Source organism: Methanocalculus sp., from assembly GCF_029762515.1.
In the GTDB taxonomy this organism is placed as follows: domain Archaea; phylum Halobacteriota; class Methanomicrobia; order Methanomicrobiales; family Methanocorpusculaceae; genus Methanocalculus.
Genome location: NZ_JARVGN010000004.1, coordinates 1 through 16,142, shown reverse-complemented (window position 1 = coordinate 16,142; position 16,142 = coordinate 1). Strand labels below are relative to the sequence as shown.

The following is a 16,142-nucleotide window of genomic DNA, read 5'->3' as shown; positions in this document are numbered from 1 at the left end:
GAAATCGACACCGTCGGCCCGGGCAGAGCGGTGGAGGGCTGAACTGTGGAAGAGGCGGGGGCCACCCTCAGGAGGCCTCGGATCTTTACCTGGACAAATTCCCGCCGGACGCTGCGAGAGGCCCATCATCACGACGTTCGGGGTCGCCGAACGTGCACGGGTACAAACCGGTCCCGGGCAAGACGGTTTTCAAAAATACCTCAAAAGAGTACGGATTAGTCGTCAGAGGGAAAGACATGTTATTAACCCGTCTTTTCTCAAAAATAGAGCTCATAGGTCTTCCAATGATACCAAACCTACCTGACACTCGATACAGAGACGACCGCATCGCTCAGGACTGGTCGCTTGCCTGCCGACCTCATTGAAATCACAAGGTTGATCCGCGGCGACATGGGAGAAACGGAGAGGGGGGACCATATCATCCGGCCGGCTTCTCAATCACAATACATCCCCTCACGTGTGAGGAAATTACGCAATATTCGGCTTGTTCGAAGAAGATCTGGAGTATTCTTATCCAACTGCTCAAGATTACATTTTCAGAGCAATTTCTCCTTTTGGGAGGAGTGAAAATATTTTGTATCTTCCATCCTGCCGGAAAAGGATATATTTTTCCGCGGCAAGCTTTGAGCACTGTCTTGAAACTGTGCTCTCAGATATCTGTAACCGCTTGCCGATTTCAGACATTGAAGTCTGGTCATGTGTAGCAATATCTGCTAAGATTCGTTTTGCTCGATCCTCGAGCAGTGATCCAAGGTGCGGAAGTTCAATGGTTTCAAGCTCTCTACTGATATCCGAAAATATTGCACACTGGTGAATCTTTGCTGAGAAAGCGATCGATGCTAATGTGAGTGACACGAGGACTTCACGCGGTCCTCCTGAAAGATTGACAATAAGCTTGCCATCGGATGTTTGATTATTATTCAGTGTCCTGATAAAATCCAGTAATGTGGCGGTCATATCATGAAATGATCGGTTATTGACGTGTATCACATCAAGCTGGATTTCGCTGCTGATCTTGCGGAGCATTCCACGAACATCTTCGATGGCTCTTAACGCACGGTCATCTTCCCCATCTTTTGGTCGAATCAAGCACACCTTATCGCCACCCTCTATTCCAAGCCTGAACAGGAGCGAAACAAGATGCGTCGTATCAAAGCCCAGCGGAGAGATATAAATCCTCATTTGAGAGAAATTGGCGTCAGCCTGTATAAATGCATTGCTGGACAAATTAGACATTCTGATTGCATTTTTCTGCAATTTAGGCCCTCAAAATGGCCAAAAGATTTTTTTCTATTAAAATCTCAGCTACTATTGTGCGTCAGATATGCATCACAGTAAGACCGGGTGCGTCGTTCGAAGTACCGCACAGTGATGGGTATCAAGTTTATTCTGCCCTTCTGGCACTCATTAAATCCATAAATATGGAAACAAGCAATAAAATCCACGATTCTCAAATTAATACAATTTCAATAGGTGGCTTGACTGGTAAATTTCTAAAAACCAGTAAACAAGGTTTAAAACGGCTCAGCCAGGATGAATTATACAAGATCCGAATCGGAGTCACACATCCATTGGAGGAAGAGATTTTTCAGAGCATGATCTATCCAATCCTCCTTAAAAAACGTAATATAACATTGGATAATGGAGTTCTACATGTCGAACACATCGAGGATAGAACGGTGTCATATCACGAGCTTTTTGAGCGAGTGGCGGGCTGTAAAAGTTCAGCTGTACAGATTGATTTCAGGACCCCTACGTGTATTCAGTTTAAGAATAGCAAAGTTACCGAGATGTTTCCCCAAAGGATCGCTGTATTTAACTCAATCGTTTCAAAGTGGAATCAGGTTTGTCCAGATGGGCACAGAATGGATGTAGATCGAGATGAACTCGGTCGATACCTGATTGAAAGACCAAATTCCCGTTCGTACGACACGCATAGTGTTCTTGTCAGTACCGTTTTCGATAAAGCAAGAGGTCACGCTCGTCCGATTTTCAAACAAGGATTTACCGGACGATGCGCGTATAACTTTACTTCAGATGCTCCACAGTCATTTCGGAATGCAGTAATTGCTCTTGCGTTTTTCTCTGAGTTCAGCGGAGTGGGTTCGAGTGTTTCCCGGGGATGTGGCCAGGTTCATGTTGATGTGGAGGAAAAAGGTCATGAATGTTAAATCAGCGGCCAGTGTATTCGTTGCCGATGAATTGAAAGAGCGGTTTCAGAAAAATGCTCACGGTGAAATCTCGGATCCGCGCAGGGTTCTCATAGACTACTATGAAATAATGGATCCTGCTATCCGGTCGTCTCACGTTGCATACTACCCTGCCAAGAGCACTGAGATGGGGCCTGTCGATCAATCTATGATCAACCACATCAGAAACGGAATATGGGCTCTCATCGAACTCAACACTGGACTGGCTTCTCTTGATTCTGATTCAGTGCTCTCTGATCAAGAATTGAAGGAAGTAATCGCGCTTTTCTCTGTTCACGATTTGCATAAGCTGTCCGGGAAAGGATGGACAGAACAGTTTGACATATCGCGACGAGAAGCCTATAGATATGCAGAAGCGTTTGGTGCAACACAATTTGCTCCAGCACTCTCCAGTCATGACTACCAGTCAGTTGCTGTCGGTCTGCACAAGACAATAGGGTACCATACAGAGTTATCTGCAAAATTTCATCTATACTACCCCTGGCTTGCCATTGCCGATACTTTCGCAAGTATAGCACGACCGCAGGCGACAACATCGATGCAACGACAGCTCGATAGGATTGACCCTTCGGTCGACTTTTACTATCATACGTTTCAAGAGGCTACCGGTATCCTCACGAACCTCATCCACACGGGTATCGCCGAATGGGCATCAGATCGAGGACTTTTTCCTCTCCTTATTTTCGAAAAGGGAGTTTTGTACTTAGGGAAGGCAGATGCGGCCTGTTCACTAGACAGCAGAGAGGATCTTGAAACAATATACCAGAAATTCCGGTCGGTATTGAATTCTTCACACTCTGCCATTTCCAATCCATCGGAACTCCAGAAGAGTATTGATGTCCAAGGCAGCAAAGGGCTGTACAAAATTGAAAAGGTCTTCTTCTTTTATTCTGGATTGGAGAACGTAGCCAAGGCATTCATAGCCGCAGCTGTGATGCGAGATCAGCAGATGGGTTCAACGATTGAAGTCGATTGTAATTCTCACGTGCTCAAAGTAAAAAATAGCGAACCCGATACACAGTATCCCCCAGTATCCGTTGTTGATATTCCCCAATCGTTCATATCTTCAATTACGGTTGATGGGAATGAAGTGAACATCGGGGACGTACTAATCCAGTGCGACAACGAGGAGCGTAAACCGAACAAATTCACGCTTGTACCCAATTCCGTTGAGATTGATGGCAAAGCAGTATCAGGAACCGTGGTAATAAACGGACCCGGTCTCATGACCAGTCAGGTCGGGTATCGTGCACACATCAAAGATGATTTTGGCATTGATATTGGGTGGAATTCAAACATCATTTCCTATTCCCGGGCAATCTCCGGGTTGAGGATGCAGATCATAGAACCTCTGATTGAGATCGACGCATTGCCATCAAGCGATCCTGTGCTTGAAACCTGCCGGATGTTCGGCGTCGATCTTTCGATTGCAGAGCGGTTGTCAACGTATGCCCAGACCCACAACGGAGATGACCATCACCGTGTTGGTGGGTTCTGGAACTACTCATACATTATCGCCTCCGACCTTCTCACCCGGGACATCGACGGAGTTCGGTTTGCTGATATCCGCACTTTGGGTGAGAAGATCGACTATTTAGAGTCCCGTATTTTGAGTTACGTAAGGAGAATCAGACCGGAGAAGATTGAAGAATTTGAATCTAGGCTGCTCTATCCCTACAAGGAAAAGATCCTCGTATGGATTTCGGAAAACCTTGATTTCAATGGCACTATGCTGTATCAAGCGTTTGAGAATAAAGCCGATAAATTCGTTGCATACTGCAACGGAGGTGGCATCTGTCGCTTATCAAATGATACCCCTTACGACAATGAGAGAATGGGTCTGTCAAAAGGAGTGAGCATGCTAGGATATTCGTTCTCAAACCGTTTGCCACTAGGAGGGACAGAACCTGCACTGTACGTCTCCGTACCGGTAGAGATCGAGATGGGCCTCCGGCACATCGGTCATGGGATCAAGGGTGGGGAGAAGCGGATTTACTTCCGCCTTATACCAGACTACTTTTACACACCAATACTTACGCAAGTGTTCTCGCACTTTTTAAGCACGTTTAATGGAGACTGCCAGACGGACATCCGTGCAATTGCATATGACGTTCTGGCGTGGGATGCTCCTCAATATGAGTTGCTGATCCAAAACATCATAGCTGAATCCGGCCGGAAGAATGTCCTTCGCTATGCCGGTTCAGGGTATAAGAGCCTCTACACGACGTATGATATTGTCTTTAATAAAATACGGGAGAATGACACCGAGTACTGGTTTTTCGGAGCCTACCTTGGGCTGATTCTTGCGGCAGCTACCGGGTGCAGGGTTGTTGTGGGCGAAAATCCGATCTGCATGAGTGATGGTGATGAGTTTTCCGAGATTGTAAAACTCGATGCACCACATACAACCGTGAAACGAATCTTTGGGGACACAGTTTCCCTGACGCGATTGAGCAATGTTATCGAGCTCGCATCGCTCGTGATTACGCTGGGCTATGAGATCGCTATGGAGGATAAGAGGTTCCCAAAATACCTGCAATCACTCAAAAACCAAATGTTTCCGGGAAGTTCCTTCCTGAAAGACATATTGCGAGAATACGAAAAGAACGGCAGGTTAGGAGCATTTGTTAACCGAGCGAGGGGGTATCGTTTTGAGAATGAGCGAAGAGTTGATGACAGTCACCCCGGACTTGTCGTCCGTGCATTACGGCTTGACCGTAAAGGAGGAGATACAATGACAGTTAAGACAATCCATGAGTTATCCGAAGTTGGTCTGACCGTCGGGATTCCAAAAGGATATGAACCACACCGAGTTGAAAAGTTATTCCGTGAAGCTGTGAAAGCGATCCTTGCGAAACGTGACGGTTCATTTTCACGCGAGGATTATATCGATGCAGTTTCAGGTCGCCTGTTGAAGATGATGCGCCGTGCCGGAAAAGATCAGTTTTCTCTTGTTCCGGGACTCTACGAATTCGATCGGACACACAGATTTGCAGAAGCATTTGTGGATCATGTGTTCTACGGATTATTTGATGGAAATCCCGGGAAACTGAAGCGAGCTGCGAACGATCTGAGTGATGGCTATTATTCAGCCACGCTTGAGTATCGCGGAGCGGCATATGAGCGAGAGAAGGCAAGCATCGAGGCCAAGAAGCAAGAGAAGGTTGAGGCACAAAAAGCAGAGGCCACGTCAGGAGGGAACTGATTATGTCCACAAAAATTGATGAATTCAAACAAAAGATTGCAGACTATACGCTAGAAAAGCCTGAGAGAAAACCACGTCAGAACTACGTGAGTGTGTTGATTCTGAGGGAGCTTCAGAGTGCAGCACGGTTTACCACAGATGGGACCGAGGCAAATTCCGCTGTAATTCGAATCGGTGATACCGAGGCGACTGTCGGAAAGCTGTTCGGGCGAAAGCAGGTTGCAAGCGACCGAAGAGTGGCAAAAGCACTCCAGAGAACGCTCATCTCCGAACAGATGAACAGCGTTATGAAAAAAGGTGTCTGGGACGGGTGTTCGATGGAAGTTACAAAAATGTGCCAGCGATGCCCGGATTGTGCCCTCTTTGGCAGTGCAGCATCCGATGAAGGCATCAGTATTACATCGCGCGTGATGTATGATGAAGCATATTCGATCCGGTCGATAAGCACAATTGTTGAAGAGTATTTCCAGAATGCACCCGGTGACAATTATGCAAAGTCACCAACGTCTGGCATCCGGGAGCCTGATTTCTTTAAGGAAGGTACTCTCTTTCCCTGTGTTGTGACTTTAAAAGATGCTACTCCGGAGGAAGTTCTCTTCTTCCTAAATATCACAGATCGGAATACCCGTTATGGTGCGACCGGGACTCGGTTTGGCAAGGTACGTAATCACATCCTTGGTGTCTATGCTGGTTACCGTGAAGGGCCCTCGAGCCTCGAAGTGACTCGTGGGGTTGCAATGGCTCTTGCAGGATCCGCAGATCGAGAGAAACTCAAAGGGATTCTGACTGCAGACACGCTCTCCCTTGACATGGTGTGTGAAGCAGCTGTCAGTGTCTATGAGAGCCTTGCGGAGAAGCAGCGGGTAAAGCATGACAAATTCGATACAGACTATGTCAGTAAAGTTTTGTCCGAAATGAAAGATGACGCGGTCGTAAAAGAGATTCTCGAAACACAGCTAGTAAAAGTCGGCGAATACGTTTCGGCTGATTAAAGGTGTTTGCAATGTCTGAATTCCCGGGTTCGGGTGGAGATGCATCTGTTCGCGCATTTGAAGGTGTTCTCGAACTCATGAGCGAGCTCTTCTTCGCCTCGCTGGAACCCGGCAACAACTATGTGACGCGGCCGATCATCCTGAACACCGCTCTGTACTACGCACTTGGATATGCCCGGGGCAATTATGTCAACAAGCCGGTGAATAAGCGAGCGAAGAAGCAGAAGCCATCGTATGTCGAAGATACCAGTGACATTGCCTCAACTCTATACGTAAGCCCTGCGCAGCCGATTGGAAATATCCGTTATACAAGTGAGCTCGCGAACGCGCGTAGTGACGACTACATACAGTCAAACCGACCTGCTAAGCAGATGAATTCTCCAACCGGAAAGATTGGAACCAGAAAGCAGATTCAGCCCGGGGCACGTTTTCGGTTCTACGTACTTACATTCGACGGAAAAGAGCCCGATATGCCACCCTATATACGGATTGGGAAGAAGCGTTCAAAGTCGCTCATTGAGTGGAAAGAGATTCCCGTCAGCACAGCTGCAGGTGAGTTCATTATGAATCATCCGGTCCTTGTCGACGATCTCGCCGAGATGCCTGTTGGGGATATCTCGTTCCGTCGGATGCAGCCGTTCGATGTGATCGAACGAGGTCGATTTACCGGTCAGTACCTGACACTTGATGGAAAAACGCCAACAAGCGGTGTTGTGTTCCCGGCAGGTATTAGATTTCTGCGGAGGCATCGGGTGTGATCGTTGAGGGTTTGTCAATCCCTCGCTACAACACCGAACCCCTCTTCGATTCTCTTCTCCCCTATGGACATCAGGTAATCGCACGCGAGACGATTCAGAATCTCGACAATTTTTTTCTTTTTCTTACAGCGCCGACAGGATCCGGGAAAACCGATTCCTGGGCGATTCCGGCACTGTTCGGGGACCTTGGTGTTGTTATAGCGCTCTACCCGACGAATGCCCTTGCAGAAGACCAATTCAGAACGATAACCGCGCTGCGCGATCATCTGGGTTCACAGACGAGAGTCGAATTTGTGACAGCAAATACACTCGGAATAATGCGTGATAGTTCTGAAACGCCCCGGATGACACGAGGCGATATTCTGGAAGATCTGCTTCGATCGATGTTTCGATCCGGTAGTGGAATCGTGGTGACAAATCCGGATATCTTCGTCTACGCGCTCAAAGGTTACTACTACAATGGCTATCTCCCTTCCGCGGTGAAAAATTTCTTGAAAACTGTTATTTTCGATGAATTTCACCTCTACGATCTTCGACAGAGAGATCTAATTCTCTTCATTCTGCATGACTTGCTGCTGTCAAACGCTGTGAATATGCAGAAATTTATTTTTTTGTCCGCAACACCCGAACATTCGATACTGGCAAAAATCCGGGATATAATCGGTGTCCAACCTATTGTGGCGGATGCTCGCTGTGATTATCCAGTAGTCGATGAAAGATTGATCCTGCCCGAAGTGGATCTTGAATTCCTTCATGGACTGCGATTTCGATCAGGAGAACATTTCATACAGCACCTGGATGATTTTTTATCATTCAAAGAGGACTTCAGGACAGCTGTAATCCTGGATAGTGCCATAGAGGTAGCACTCGTCAGTGAAATTTTGCGGAACAATACTCATTTTAAAATCTGTGAAGTGAGTGGATTTCGGAAAGATCCGATAACCGAGTCATTTGATATTCTCGTTGGTAATAAAGCGGTTGAAGTTGGAATTGATTTCAAAGGTAATTCTGCCATCCAGCGCCTTGTTTTCTCGGCCTATACGGTAAGCGAGTTTTTGCAACGGTTCGGAAGGCTGCGAAATCCAAAGTCTGATGTGCATTACAAGGCCATCTGCTATGCTCCGGACGAAGCGGTTCGTCATTTCTCCTGTTTAGAGCGCATATCACGACAACAGCTGGAAGGTGACCTGCGCAGGACAATGCAGGATCCTCGAGTTTTTGACAATTTCCGATGGCGATACGGCTACCTTGAGGCTTTTGAATTTATCTATCGCAAAGCAACCGGTATCGGTGCTCATGAAGCCAGGTTAATGAAACATCACCGTGCATATCCACCTTTGAAAGGGGGTCTCCCTTCGGACATACGGTATGAGTATCTCAGACAGAGATGCGACCTGATCTATGCTCATTATCTGGGCGATGCAGGCGTATCACCTGCCGATGCGAAGACCCTGTTAATACCTCTTGAAGAGATGAGCGATACACATCTTGACATAATCGACGAATTACGTAACTTCCGGGGCAGCGAGTTATCCCTGGCATATTATCAGACCAGTTCAGAGACAATCGGAACATACAGCCTTTTCTTCCTTCTCCGGTGGGCTGATATGGAGATCGTTGATAAAAAGACATTTCTAGGGCGAATTCCCGATCACCAACGGAAGGAAGTTGATGGATTTTCCGACCGTATAGTTGGGTATGCAATCATTTACGGTATGAATCCAAACCCACGTCGAGTATCACTCGACGGTGCACGACCTAACCAGATGGACTGTGAAGACACATTGCGTATTCCTGAAATGATGTTCGGGATCCATCCTGTAATCCGACAACGGAGTGAGGACGATCGACTTCTCGACCTTACAGATGTTTCAAAGACAATTCGGAAAAAGGGCATTTTTTGCAGATATGTATCTCACTCAGGATTTCAATCAAAACGTCTCTATGATCTTGATGATTATACGATGCTCATCAATTTTAAGGATGGGAGTCTAGCACTTGGGCTTGATGCTCTGTATGCAGACTGTGCAGTGTATGAGTTCAACCGAAAAAGAGGAATTGAATGAACCGGTGCCTCGTAAACATCTCTGATCTCAACCAGTACCTCTACTGCCCCCGTCGCCTTTATTACCTCATGTTCTACCAGACTCAGGAGATCAATGTCCACCTTGCTGATGGCCGCGGGCTACACTCCTACCAGGGGCGCCGGGGAGGGTGGTATCGAGAGTTCTACCTGAAATCAGAACATCTTCATCTCCACGGTCGGGTCGACCTGATCGAGCAGGAAAACGGAGTGCTCGTTCCTGTCGAGCGGAAACGCGGCACATCATACTATGAAAACGACCTCGTCCAGCTGGCAGCATATGCTATGCTGCTGGAAGAGCACCTCGGCGAGCGGATTGCTACCGGTTACATATACCTCTACGGAAAGAACACGCGCCACCCGATTGAGATTACCGATCACCTCCGCAGGAAGGTTGTGGATACGGTGGATGCGATCAGGGCCATGCGTGTTGGTTCAATTCCCGGGTTCTGCGAAAATCCGCGGAAATGCGCCAAGTGCAGCGTTGTGGTATACTGCATGCCGTACGAGGCAAGAATCCTTGAGGAGGCATGAGTAATTGTCATCCGATGCTGCAGAGCAGGGGGCCGAGGCTTTCCGCATCATCAAAGCCTCAGAAGGACTGTTTGACGATGACGTGGTATATGTCGCCGCACAGGGCAGCCGTATTGGCATTGACGGCGGGCGGCTTGTCGTAAAATATGGAGAAAGCGGCGAGGTGTTGAGTTCATTTCCGCTGGAGAAGATCAACACCGTAAATATCTTCGGAAATGTTTCCGTTTCGACGCCATTCCTTTCAAAATGCAATAGACATGGAATGGTGGTGAACTACTTCACACGGTATGGAAAGTATGTCGGTTCGTTCTCCCCCGACCACAACACCATTGCAGAAATCCGCAGGCACCAAGCAGCGCTCAATGCCGAGAGAGCACTGGCAATCTCTAAAGTGATCGTCGGGGCGAAGATACGGAATTCAAGAACGCTGCTCGCCAGAAAGAAAATAAAACCTCCAAAAAGGTTGAAGGAGCTTGAATTTGAGGTTCTGGGTGCAGCAGGAATGAACCAACTTCGGGGAGTTGAGGGTGAAGCAGCCAGCATTTACTTTGCGCATCTGAATGAGTGCTTAATCGAGGGATGGATATTTGAAAAACGCACTCGCCGACCACCAAAAGACCACCTCAACTCCCTTTTATCGCTGACGTATGCGATGATGAAGAACGAGGTCATGAGTGGGCTTCGGCAGTATAATCTCGATCCTTATATTGGGGTGATGCACACCGACCGACACGGGAGGCCGGCGCTTGCTCTCGATCTATTAGAAGAGTTCAGGCCGATATTCTGCGATGCATTCGCCCTGCGACTGGTGAACCAGCGAATCCTCGATCATGATGATTTTGGATCGGATAACCGACTCAAGGATCATGCTCTTAAGAAATATCTCTCGTTGTACGATGATTACATGAAGGAGACGTTCAATCACCCGAAATTCAAGTACGCTGTAACAAAACGTCGGTCGGTGATCATGCAGGCAATCCTTCTTCGAAAAGCAATTACGGGCGAGATGAAGCAGTACCACCCCCTGGTCTTTACAAGGTGATGGTTATGCGGATCGTGGTAACATATGACATCTCAAAAGACAAGGTTCGGCGAAGGGTATTCCGCATCCTCGAAAGTTATGGAGCCTGGAAGCAGTACAGCGTCTTCGAGCTTGAGCTCACTGACGTACAGCTGGTGCAGATGAAAGTAAAGATCCAAAGCGTCATCGAAGAACACGACAAAGTCCGCTTCTACGAATTGTGCCAGAGATGCGTCGAAAAGATTCTAGAGATCGGGGAACGCTCTCCGGAAAATGTTTCAAATGTTGTCTGAGATCATTGATCAAAAACGTGATACCACATAAACCAGATAGATTCTGTTTGCATAGAAATTCATGACCCTTTATCATATCCAGGTACAGCAGACGGTCATGATTTTGATGTAAAAATTTACGACGTTCCCTCCTCTAAACCCGCGATTAGACCGAAAATAGGGGGCAGTCGCAAGAACTTAGAAAACCCGATAGGGATTGAAACGGGGATCCCGCTCGAACTCGCCATGATGATACAGGGGTCGCAAGAACTTAGAAAACCCGATAGGGATTGAAACTCCGAAGGACACCTATAGCCGCGTCTATGGCCTCAAAGTCGCAAGAACTTAGAAAACCCGATAGGGATTGAAACGACGGCGTCCGAATGTATTTCCGGCACAAAATAGGCGTGTCGCAAGAACTTAGAAAACCCGATAGGGATTGAAACTAGGTGTTCCCGTGCTGGCTTGAGAGATAATACTTGAGTCGCAAGAACTTAGAAAACCCGATAGGGATTGAAACAAATACGAATGCGGTCGGCTCGCTGAGCTCCTTGACGTCGCAAGAACTTAGAAAACCCGATAGGGATTGAAACGCCGAGTTCGATAAGGGGTGAGTTTGTCAGAACGTGTCGCAAGAACTTAGAAAACCCGATAGGGATTGAAACCACGTACACGGTCGTCATCAGGTGCCCCCGAGAATGCGTCGCAAGAACTTAGAAAACCCGATAGGGATTGAAACTCCCGCACGTCGGCCTTGGTCTGCCCGATCAGGGCGATGGTCGCAAGAACTTAGAAAACCCGATAGGGATTGAAACATGACAATGGCGAAACAATACTATTGTGCTCGGTGCGTCGCAAGAACTTAGAAAACCCGATAGGGATTGAAACTCCGTGGCGATATTGAGCAGCATTGCACGGTCGATAGGGTCGCAAGAACTTAGAAAACCCGATAGGGATTGAAACTTCTTTATTCCGTGGGGGACGGGGAAGAATGGGAAAAAGTCGCAAGAACTTAGAAAACCCGATAGGGATTGAAACGCATTTCGGGGTGAATGATCGCCACATTATCGAGGGAGTCGCAAGAACTTAGAAAACCCGATAGGGATTGAAACTTGAATGCTTTGAGGCCCATTGCTGCCTCGAGGCCATCGTCGCAAGAACTTAGAAAACCCGATAGGGATTGAAACGCGGTGTACAAGGACGACGACAACGGATTTTTAAAGTCGCAAGAACTTAGAAAACCCGATAGGGATTGAAACATGCCCATATGGTCGATCTGTTGGTAACAGGTCCACCGGTCGCAAGAACTTAGAAAACCCGATAGGGATTGAAACCGGGTCGTGGTGGCCGTCGTCGAGGACGTGCAGGAGTCGCAAGAACTTAGAAAACCCGATAGGGATTGAAACTCCGAGGATCGCACCGTAGGCGGTCGGGTAGAACACGAGTCGCAAGAACTTAGAAAACCCGATAGGGATTGAAACAGATACTCCGGTGCTCTGCCAGCGGCACAATTGATGGTCGCAAGAACTTAGAAAACCCGATAGGGATTGAAACACGTCTGCGGTGTCGCTGGAGACATTGAACGCTCCGAAGTCGCAAGAACTTAGAAAACCCGATAGGGATTGAAACCCGAGCATGCCGTTGTTGATCACGCTGTTGGCGCTGGGTCGCAAGAACTTAGAAAACCCGATAGGGATTGAAACCCACGTATGCGGGATCGCCGACAACTCCAGCACCTATGGTCGCAAGAACTTAGAAAACCCGATAGGGATTGAAACCAGTAGTTAAAAACGGCTTTCTGCACCTTCTCGCCGTGTCGCAAGAACTTAGAAAACCCGATAGGGATTGAAACCAAACAAAACTTTTGCATATGGGGCACGTATGTTTGGTCGCAAGAACTTAGAAAACCCGATAGGGATTGAAACACCACCAAAGACCACGCAACCGACGCCGTAATCAATGTCGCAAGAACTTAGAAAACCCGATAGGGATTGAAACAGTAGATCCTGCGAATCCTCCCATATAGACATTACCGACGTCGCAAGAACTTAGAAAACCCGATAGGGATTGAAACCTTTTCATCACGTCTTTGACGGTGAGTTTTCCGAGGTCGCAAGAACTTAGAAAACCCGATAGGGATTGAAACGTGGGGGCCTTCCACACGCCCGGACGCCCTGAGCTGTCGCAAGAACTTAGAAAACCCGATAGGGATTGAAACTCGTGCCATATGTATCAGCTCATTGTGGTTACTTCGGTGTCGCAAGAACTTAGAAAACCCGATAGGGATTGAAACGCCCTGGATGCCGACTGAGGTGCTGCACATTTCGCAGGTCGCAAGAACTTAGAAAACCCGATAGGGATTGAAACGTATATCTCTTGCAGCTGCCCGCCGTATCGTTCCTGGTCGCAAGAACTTAGAAAACCCGATAGGGATTGAAACCCCAGACCCTGCAACCCCGATTGCAACCCTTCCTGTGACGTCGCAAGAACTTAGAAAACCCGATAGGGATTGAAACGGCGGACGAGCGGTGGATCGCACATATCGGCGAGGTCGCAAGAACTTAGAAAACCCGATAGGGATTGAAACACACGGATATCGCCCCCGCCCGAGGAGGCAGCGGCAGCGGGGTCGCAAGAACTTAGAAAACCCGATAGGGATTGAAACATCACCGGATTCGAGGCCGGAACGCTGGGGGCTTTCACGAGTCGCAAGAACTTAGAAAACCCGATAGGGATTGAAACTTGTTCGGCCGGGCGGAATCGGCCACCTCCCTGACGTCGCAAGAACTTAGAAAACCCGATAGGGATTGAAACACGTCCGGGAGGATCCGCTTCGTCTTCTCGGTTCGCGTGTCGCAAGAACTTAGAAAACCCGATAGGGATTGAAACGAGATCCTGGCGCTCGTGGACGTAGATCCCGTAGCCGTCGCAAGAACTTAGAAAACCCGATAGGGATTGAAACCAAAAAGCGATCGCCAAACAAGCGCCCGCTCAAGCCATCGTCGCAAGAACTTAGAAAACCCGATAGGGATTGAAACAAGGTCGAGGAGCTCGGGACCCAGGGGGTCGGCAACGTCGCAAGAACTTAGAAAACCCGATAGGGATTGAAACTGTGGTAGTAGTTAAGCGCCCGGCGTTTCTGCGCCTGTCGCAAGAACTTAGAAAACCCGATAGGGATTGAAACGTGAGCGAGACGGTGTGCTCGCCGTAGTCGGGGAGTCGCAAGAACTTAGAAAACCCGATAGGGATTGAAACTCGAGGTCCAGCAGCACGATCCCGCTGCCGTCCTCGGTCGCAAGAACTTAGAAAACCCGATAGGGATTGAAACGTGATCCTGATCGGCTTCATCGCGACTTTCTTTGAGAGTCGCAAGAACTTAGAAAACCCGATAGGGATTGAAACCTCATTTACCATCCAGTGACAGTCAACATCTCCGGTCTTGTCGCAAGAACTTAGAAAACCCGATAGGGATTGAAACAGATATTTGCCGCTGTTCCGTGTGGAGAGCATGGAGGGTCGCAAGAACTTAGAAAACCCGATAGGGATTGAAACGCCCGCCAAATACCCCGTCCATGCTGGTCGCTACCCGGTCGCAAGAACTTAGAAAACCCGATAGGGATTGAAACGTAGAGCCAAAGTTCCGAGATGCCGCCCGCAGGAGAGTCGCAAGAACTTAGAAAACCCGATAGGGATTGAAACAAGGTGATCCGGACCGTCCGGGGGAGGTTCAATCATTGTCGCAAGAACTTAGAAAACCCGATAGGGATTGAAACAACGACCTCCTTAAACTCCCCGGTCTCCTGCATGATGGGTCGCAAGAACTTAGAAAACCCGATAGGGATTGAAACGTTACGTTCTTTGACCTTTTGAAGAGGAATAGAGGAGGTCGCAAGAACTTAGAAAACCCGATAGGGATTGAAACCTTTCCGTGCGTCGTCGTCTCCACTTATTTTATTATCGTCGCAAGAAATTAGAAAACCCGATAGGGATTGAAACAATACCATTATCGGATCCTCCACCATTTCCGGGGGTCGCAAGAACTTAGAAAACCCGATAGGGATTGAAACCATGCGTTTTCGTGCAACTATCCGCCGAAGATGCAGGATGTCGCAAGAACTTAGAAAACCCGATAGGGATTGAAACTCGAGCGGGTGGCCGAGGCCGTCCATGATTCTCTCGTCGCAAGAACTTAGAAAACCCGATAGGGATTGAAACTTGGGGCAGCATCGCTCTCCTCTCCTGTCGACACCTCGGTCGCAAGAACTTAGAAAACCCGATAGGGATTGAAACATGATCATGATCCTGTTCACCGTCCCGGGAGCCTCCGTCGCAAGAACTTAGAAAACCCGATAGGGATTGAAACCCGGATACCCGCCCAGACGAGCATGCGCAGGGTATTGAGTCGCAAGAACTTAGAAAACCCGATAGGGATTGAAACTTGTGTAAGGGCTGTTTGGATAAACTGCAGAAGGGGTCGCAAGAACTTAGAAAACCCGATAGGGATTGAAACACCCGCAATCGGCGCTGTTTCAGCGGAAGGGGCGGGGTCGCAAGAACTTAGAAAACCCGATAGGGATTGAAACGCAGGGTACAGGTGATCTAAATGACGACATTAAATCAGGTCGCAAGAACTTAGAAAACCCGATAGGGATTGAAACGGCTGATGGAATGAGTGGTACCGATTATGACTTCCCTGTCGCAAGAACTTAGAAAACCCGATAGGGATTGAAACCGGGTGATCGGGTGATTGCCAAATATTTCGTCGGGCGTCGCAAGAACTTAGAAAACCCGATAGGGATTGAAACCTTGAGGCCGCCCCACAGGAACGCCCTGGCGTGCCGGTCGCAAGAACTTAGAAAACCCGATAGGGATTGAAACCCTATATTGAGGTTAATGGATCGCATTGTCAAAGAGGGGTCGCAAGAACTTAGAAAACCCGATAGGGATTGAAACCCTATATTGAGGTTAATGGATCGCATTGTCAAAGAGGGGTCGCAAGAACTTAGAAAACCCGATAGGGATTGAAACCCTATATTGAGGTTAATGGATCGCATTGTCAAAGAGGGG

General features: G+C 48.1%; 9 protein-coding genes and 1 CRISPR repeat array. Of the genes, 8 read left to right on the top strand and 1 reads right to left on the bottom strand.

All coding sequences use genetic code 11. The annotated features are described in order from the left end of the window. Positions 1-528 precede the first annotated feature (528 nt). Positions 529-1,182: a CRISPR-associated CARF protein Csa3 gene (gene csa3, locus QCH34_RS00380; RefSeq protein ID WP_300328193.1), complete on the bottom strand. Its 654-nt coding sequence runs from the start codon at positions 1,180-1,182 to the stop codon at positions 529-531. A gap of 131 nt (positions 1,183-1,313) precedes the next feature. On the opposite strand from csa3, the gene cas6 reads away from it, so the two are divergent. From cas6 to cas2, 8 genes are read left to right on the top strand one after another with little or no spacing between them, the layout of a single operon-like run. Continuing rightward, positions 1,314-2,171, top strand: coding sequence for a CRISPR system precrRNA processing endoribonuclease RAMP protein Cas6 (gene cas6 / locus QCH34_RS00375; protein ID WP_300328189.1), 858 nt, complete (start codon positions 1,314-1,316; stop codon positions 2,169-2,171). Beyond that, positions 2,125-5,415 (top strand): type I-D CRISPR-associated protein Cas10d/Csc3, encoded by a 3,291-nt coding sequence (gene cas10d / locus QCH34_RS00370; protein ID WP_300328185.1) that lies wholly within the window; start codon positions 2,125-2,127, stop codon positions 5,413-5,415. The genes cas6 and cas10d overlap by 47 nt, the downstream gene beginning before the upstream one ends. 2 nt (positions 5,416-5,417) lie before the next feature. Beyond that, a complete protein-coding gene (gene cas7d / locus QCH34_RS00365; protein ID WP_300328181.1) occupies positions 5,418-6,407 on the top strand; it encodes a type I-D CRISPR-associated protein Cas7/Csc2 in 990 nt (329 codons plus the stop codon). Positions 6,408-6,418: 11 nt separating this feature from the next. Further along, entirely contained in the window at positions 6,419-7,165 is a 747-nt protein-coding gene (gene cas5d / locus QCH34_RS00360; protein WP_300328178.1) for a type I-D CRISPR-associated protein Cas5/Csc1, read from the top strand. Further along, the gene (gene cas3, locus QCH34_RS00355) at positions 7,162-9,231 is read left to right on the top strand and encodes a type I-D CRISPR-associated helicase Cas3' (RefSeq protein ID WP_300328175.1); all 2,070 of its coding nucleotides are present in this window, start codon (positions 7,162-7,164) and stop codon (positions 9,229-9,231) included. The genes cas5d and cas3 overlap by 4 nt, the downstream gene beginning before the upstream one ends. Beyond that, positions 9,228-9,782 (top strand): CRISPR-associated protein Cas4, encoded by a 555-nt coding sequence (gene cas4, locus QCH34_RS00350; RefSeq protein WP_300328172.1) that lies wholly within the window; start codon positions 9,228-9,230, stop codon positions 9,780-9,782. The genes cas3 and cas4 overlap by 4 nt, the downstream gene beginning before the upstream one ends. Positions 9,783-9,786: 4 nt before the next feature. Next, complete coding sequence (cas1d, locus tag QCH34_RS00345; RefSeq protein ID WP_300328169.1) at positions 9,787-10,824, top strand: type I-D CRISPR-associated endonuclease Cas1d; 1,038 nt, start codon at positions 9,787-9,789, stop codon at positions 10,822-10,824. 5 nt (positions 10,825-10,829) lie between these two features. Further along, entirely contained in the window at positions 10,830-11,096 is a 267-nt protein-coding gene (cas2, locus tag QCH34_RS00340; RefSeq protein ID WP_300328166.1) for a CRISPR-associated endonuclease Cas2, read from the top strand. A 166-nt stretch (positions 11,097-11,262) separates the two neighbouring features. Continuing rightward, a CRISPR array of direct repeats spans positions 11,263-16,103; the repeat unit is 37 nt; unit sequence GTCGCAAGAACTTAGAAAACCCGATAGGGATTGAAAC. Positions 16,104-16,142 lie beyond the last annotated feature (39 nt).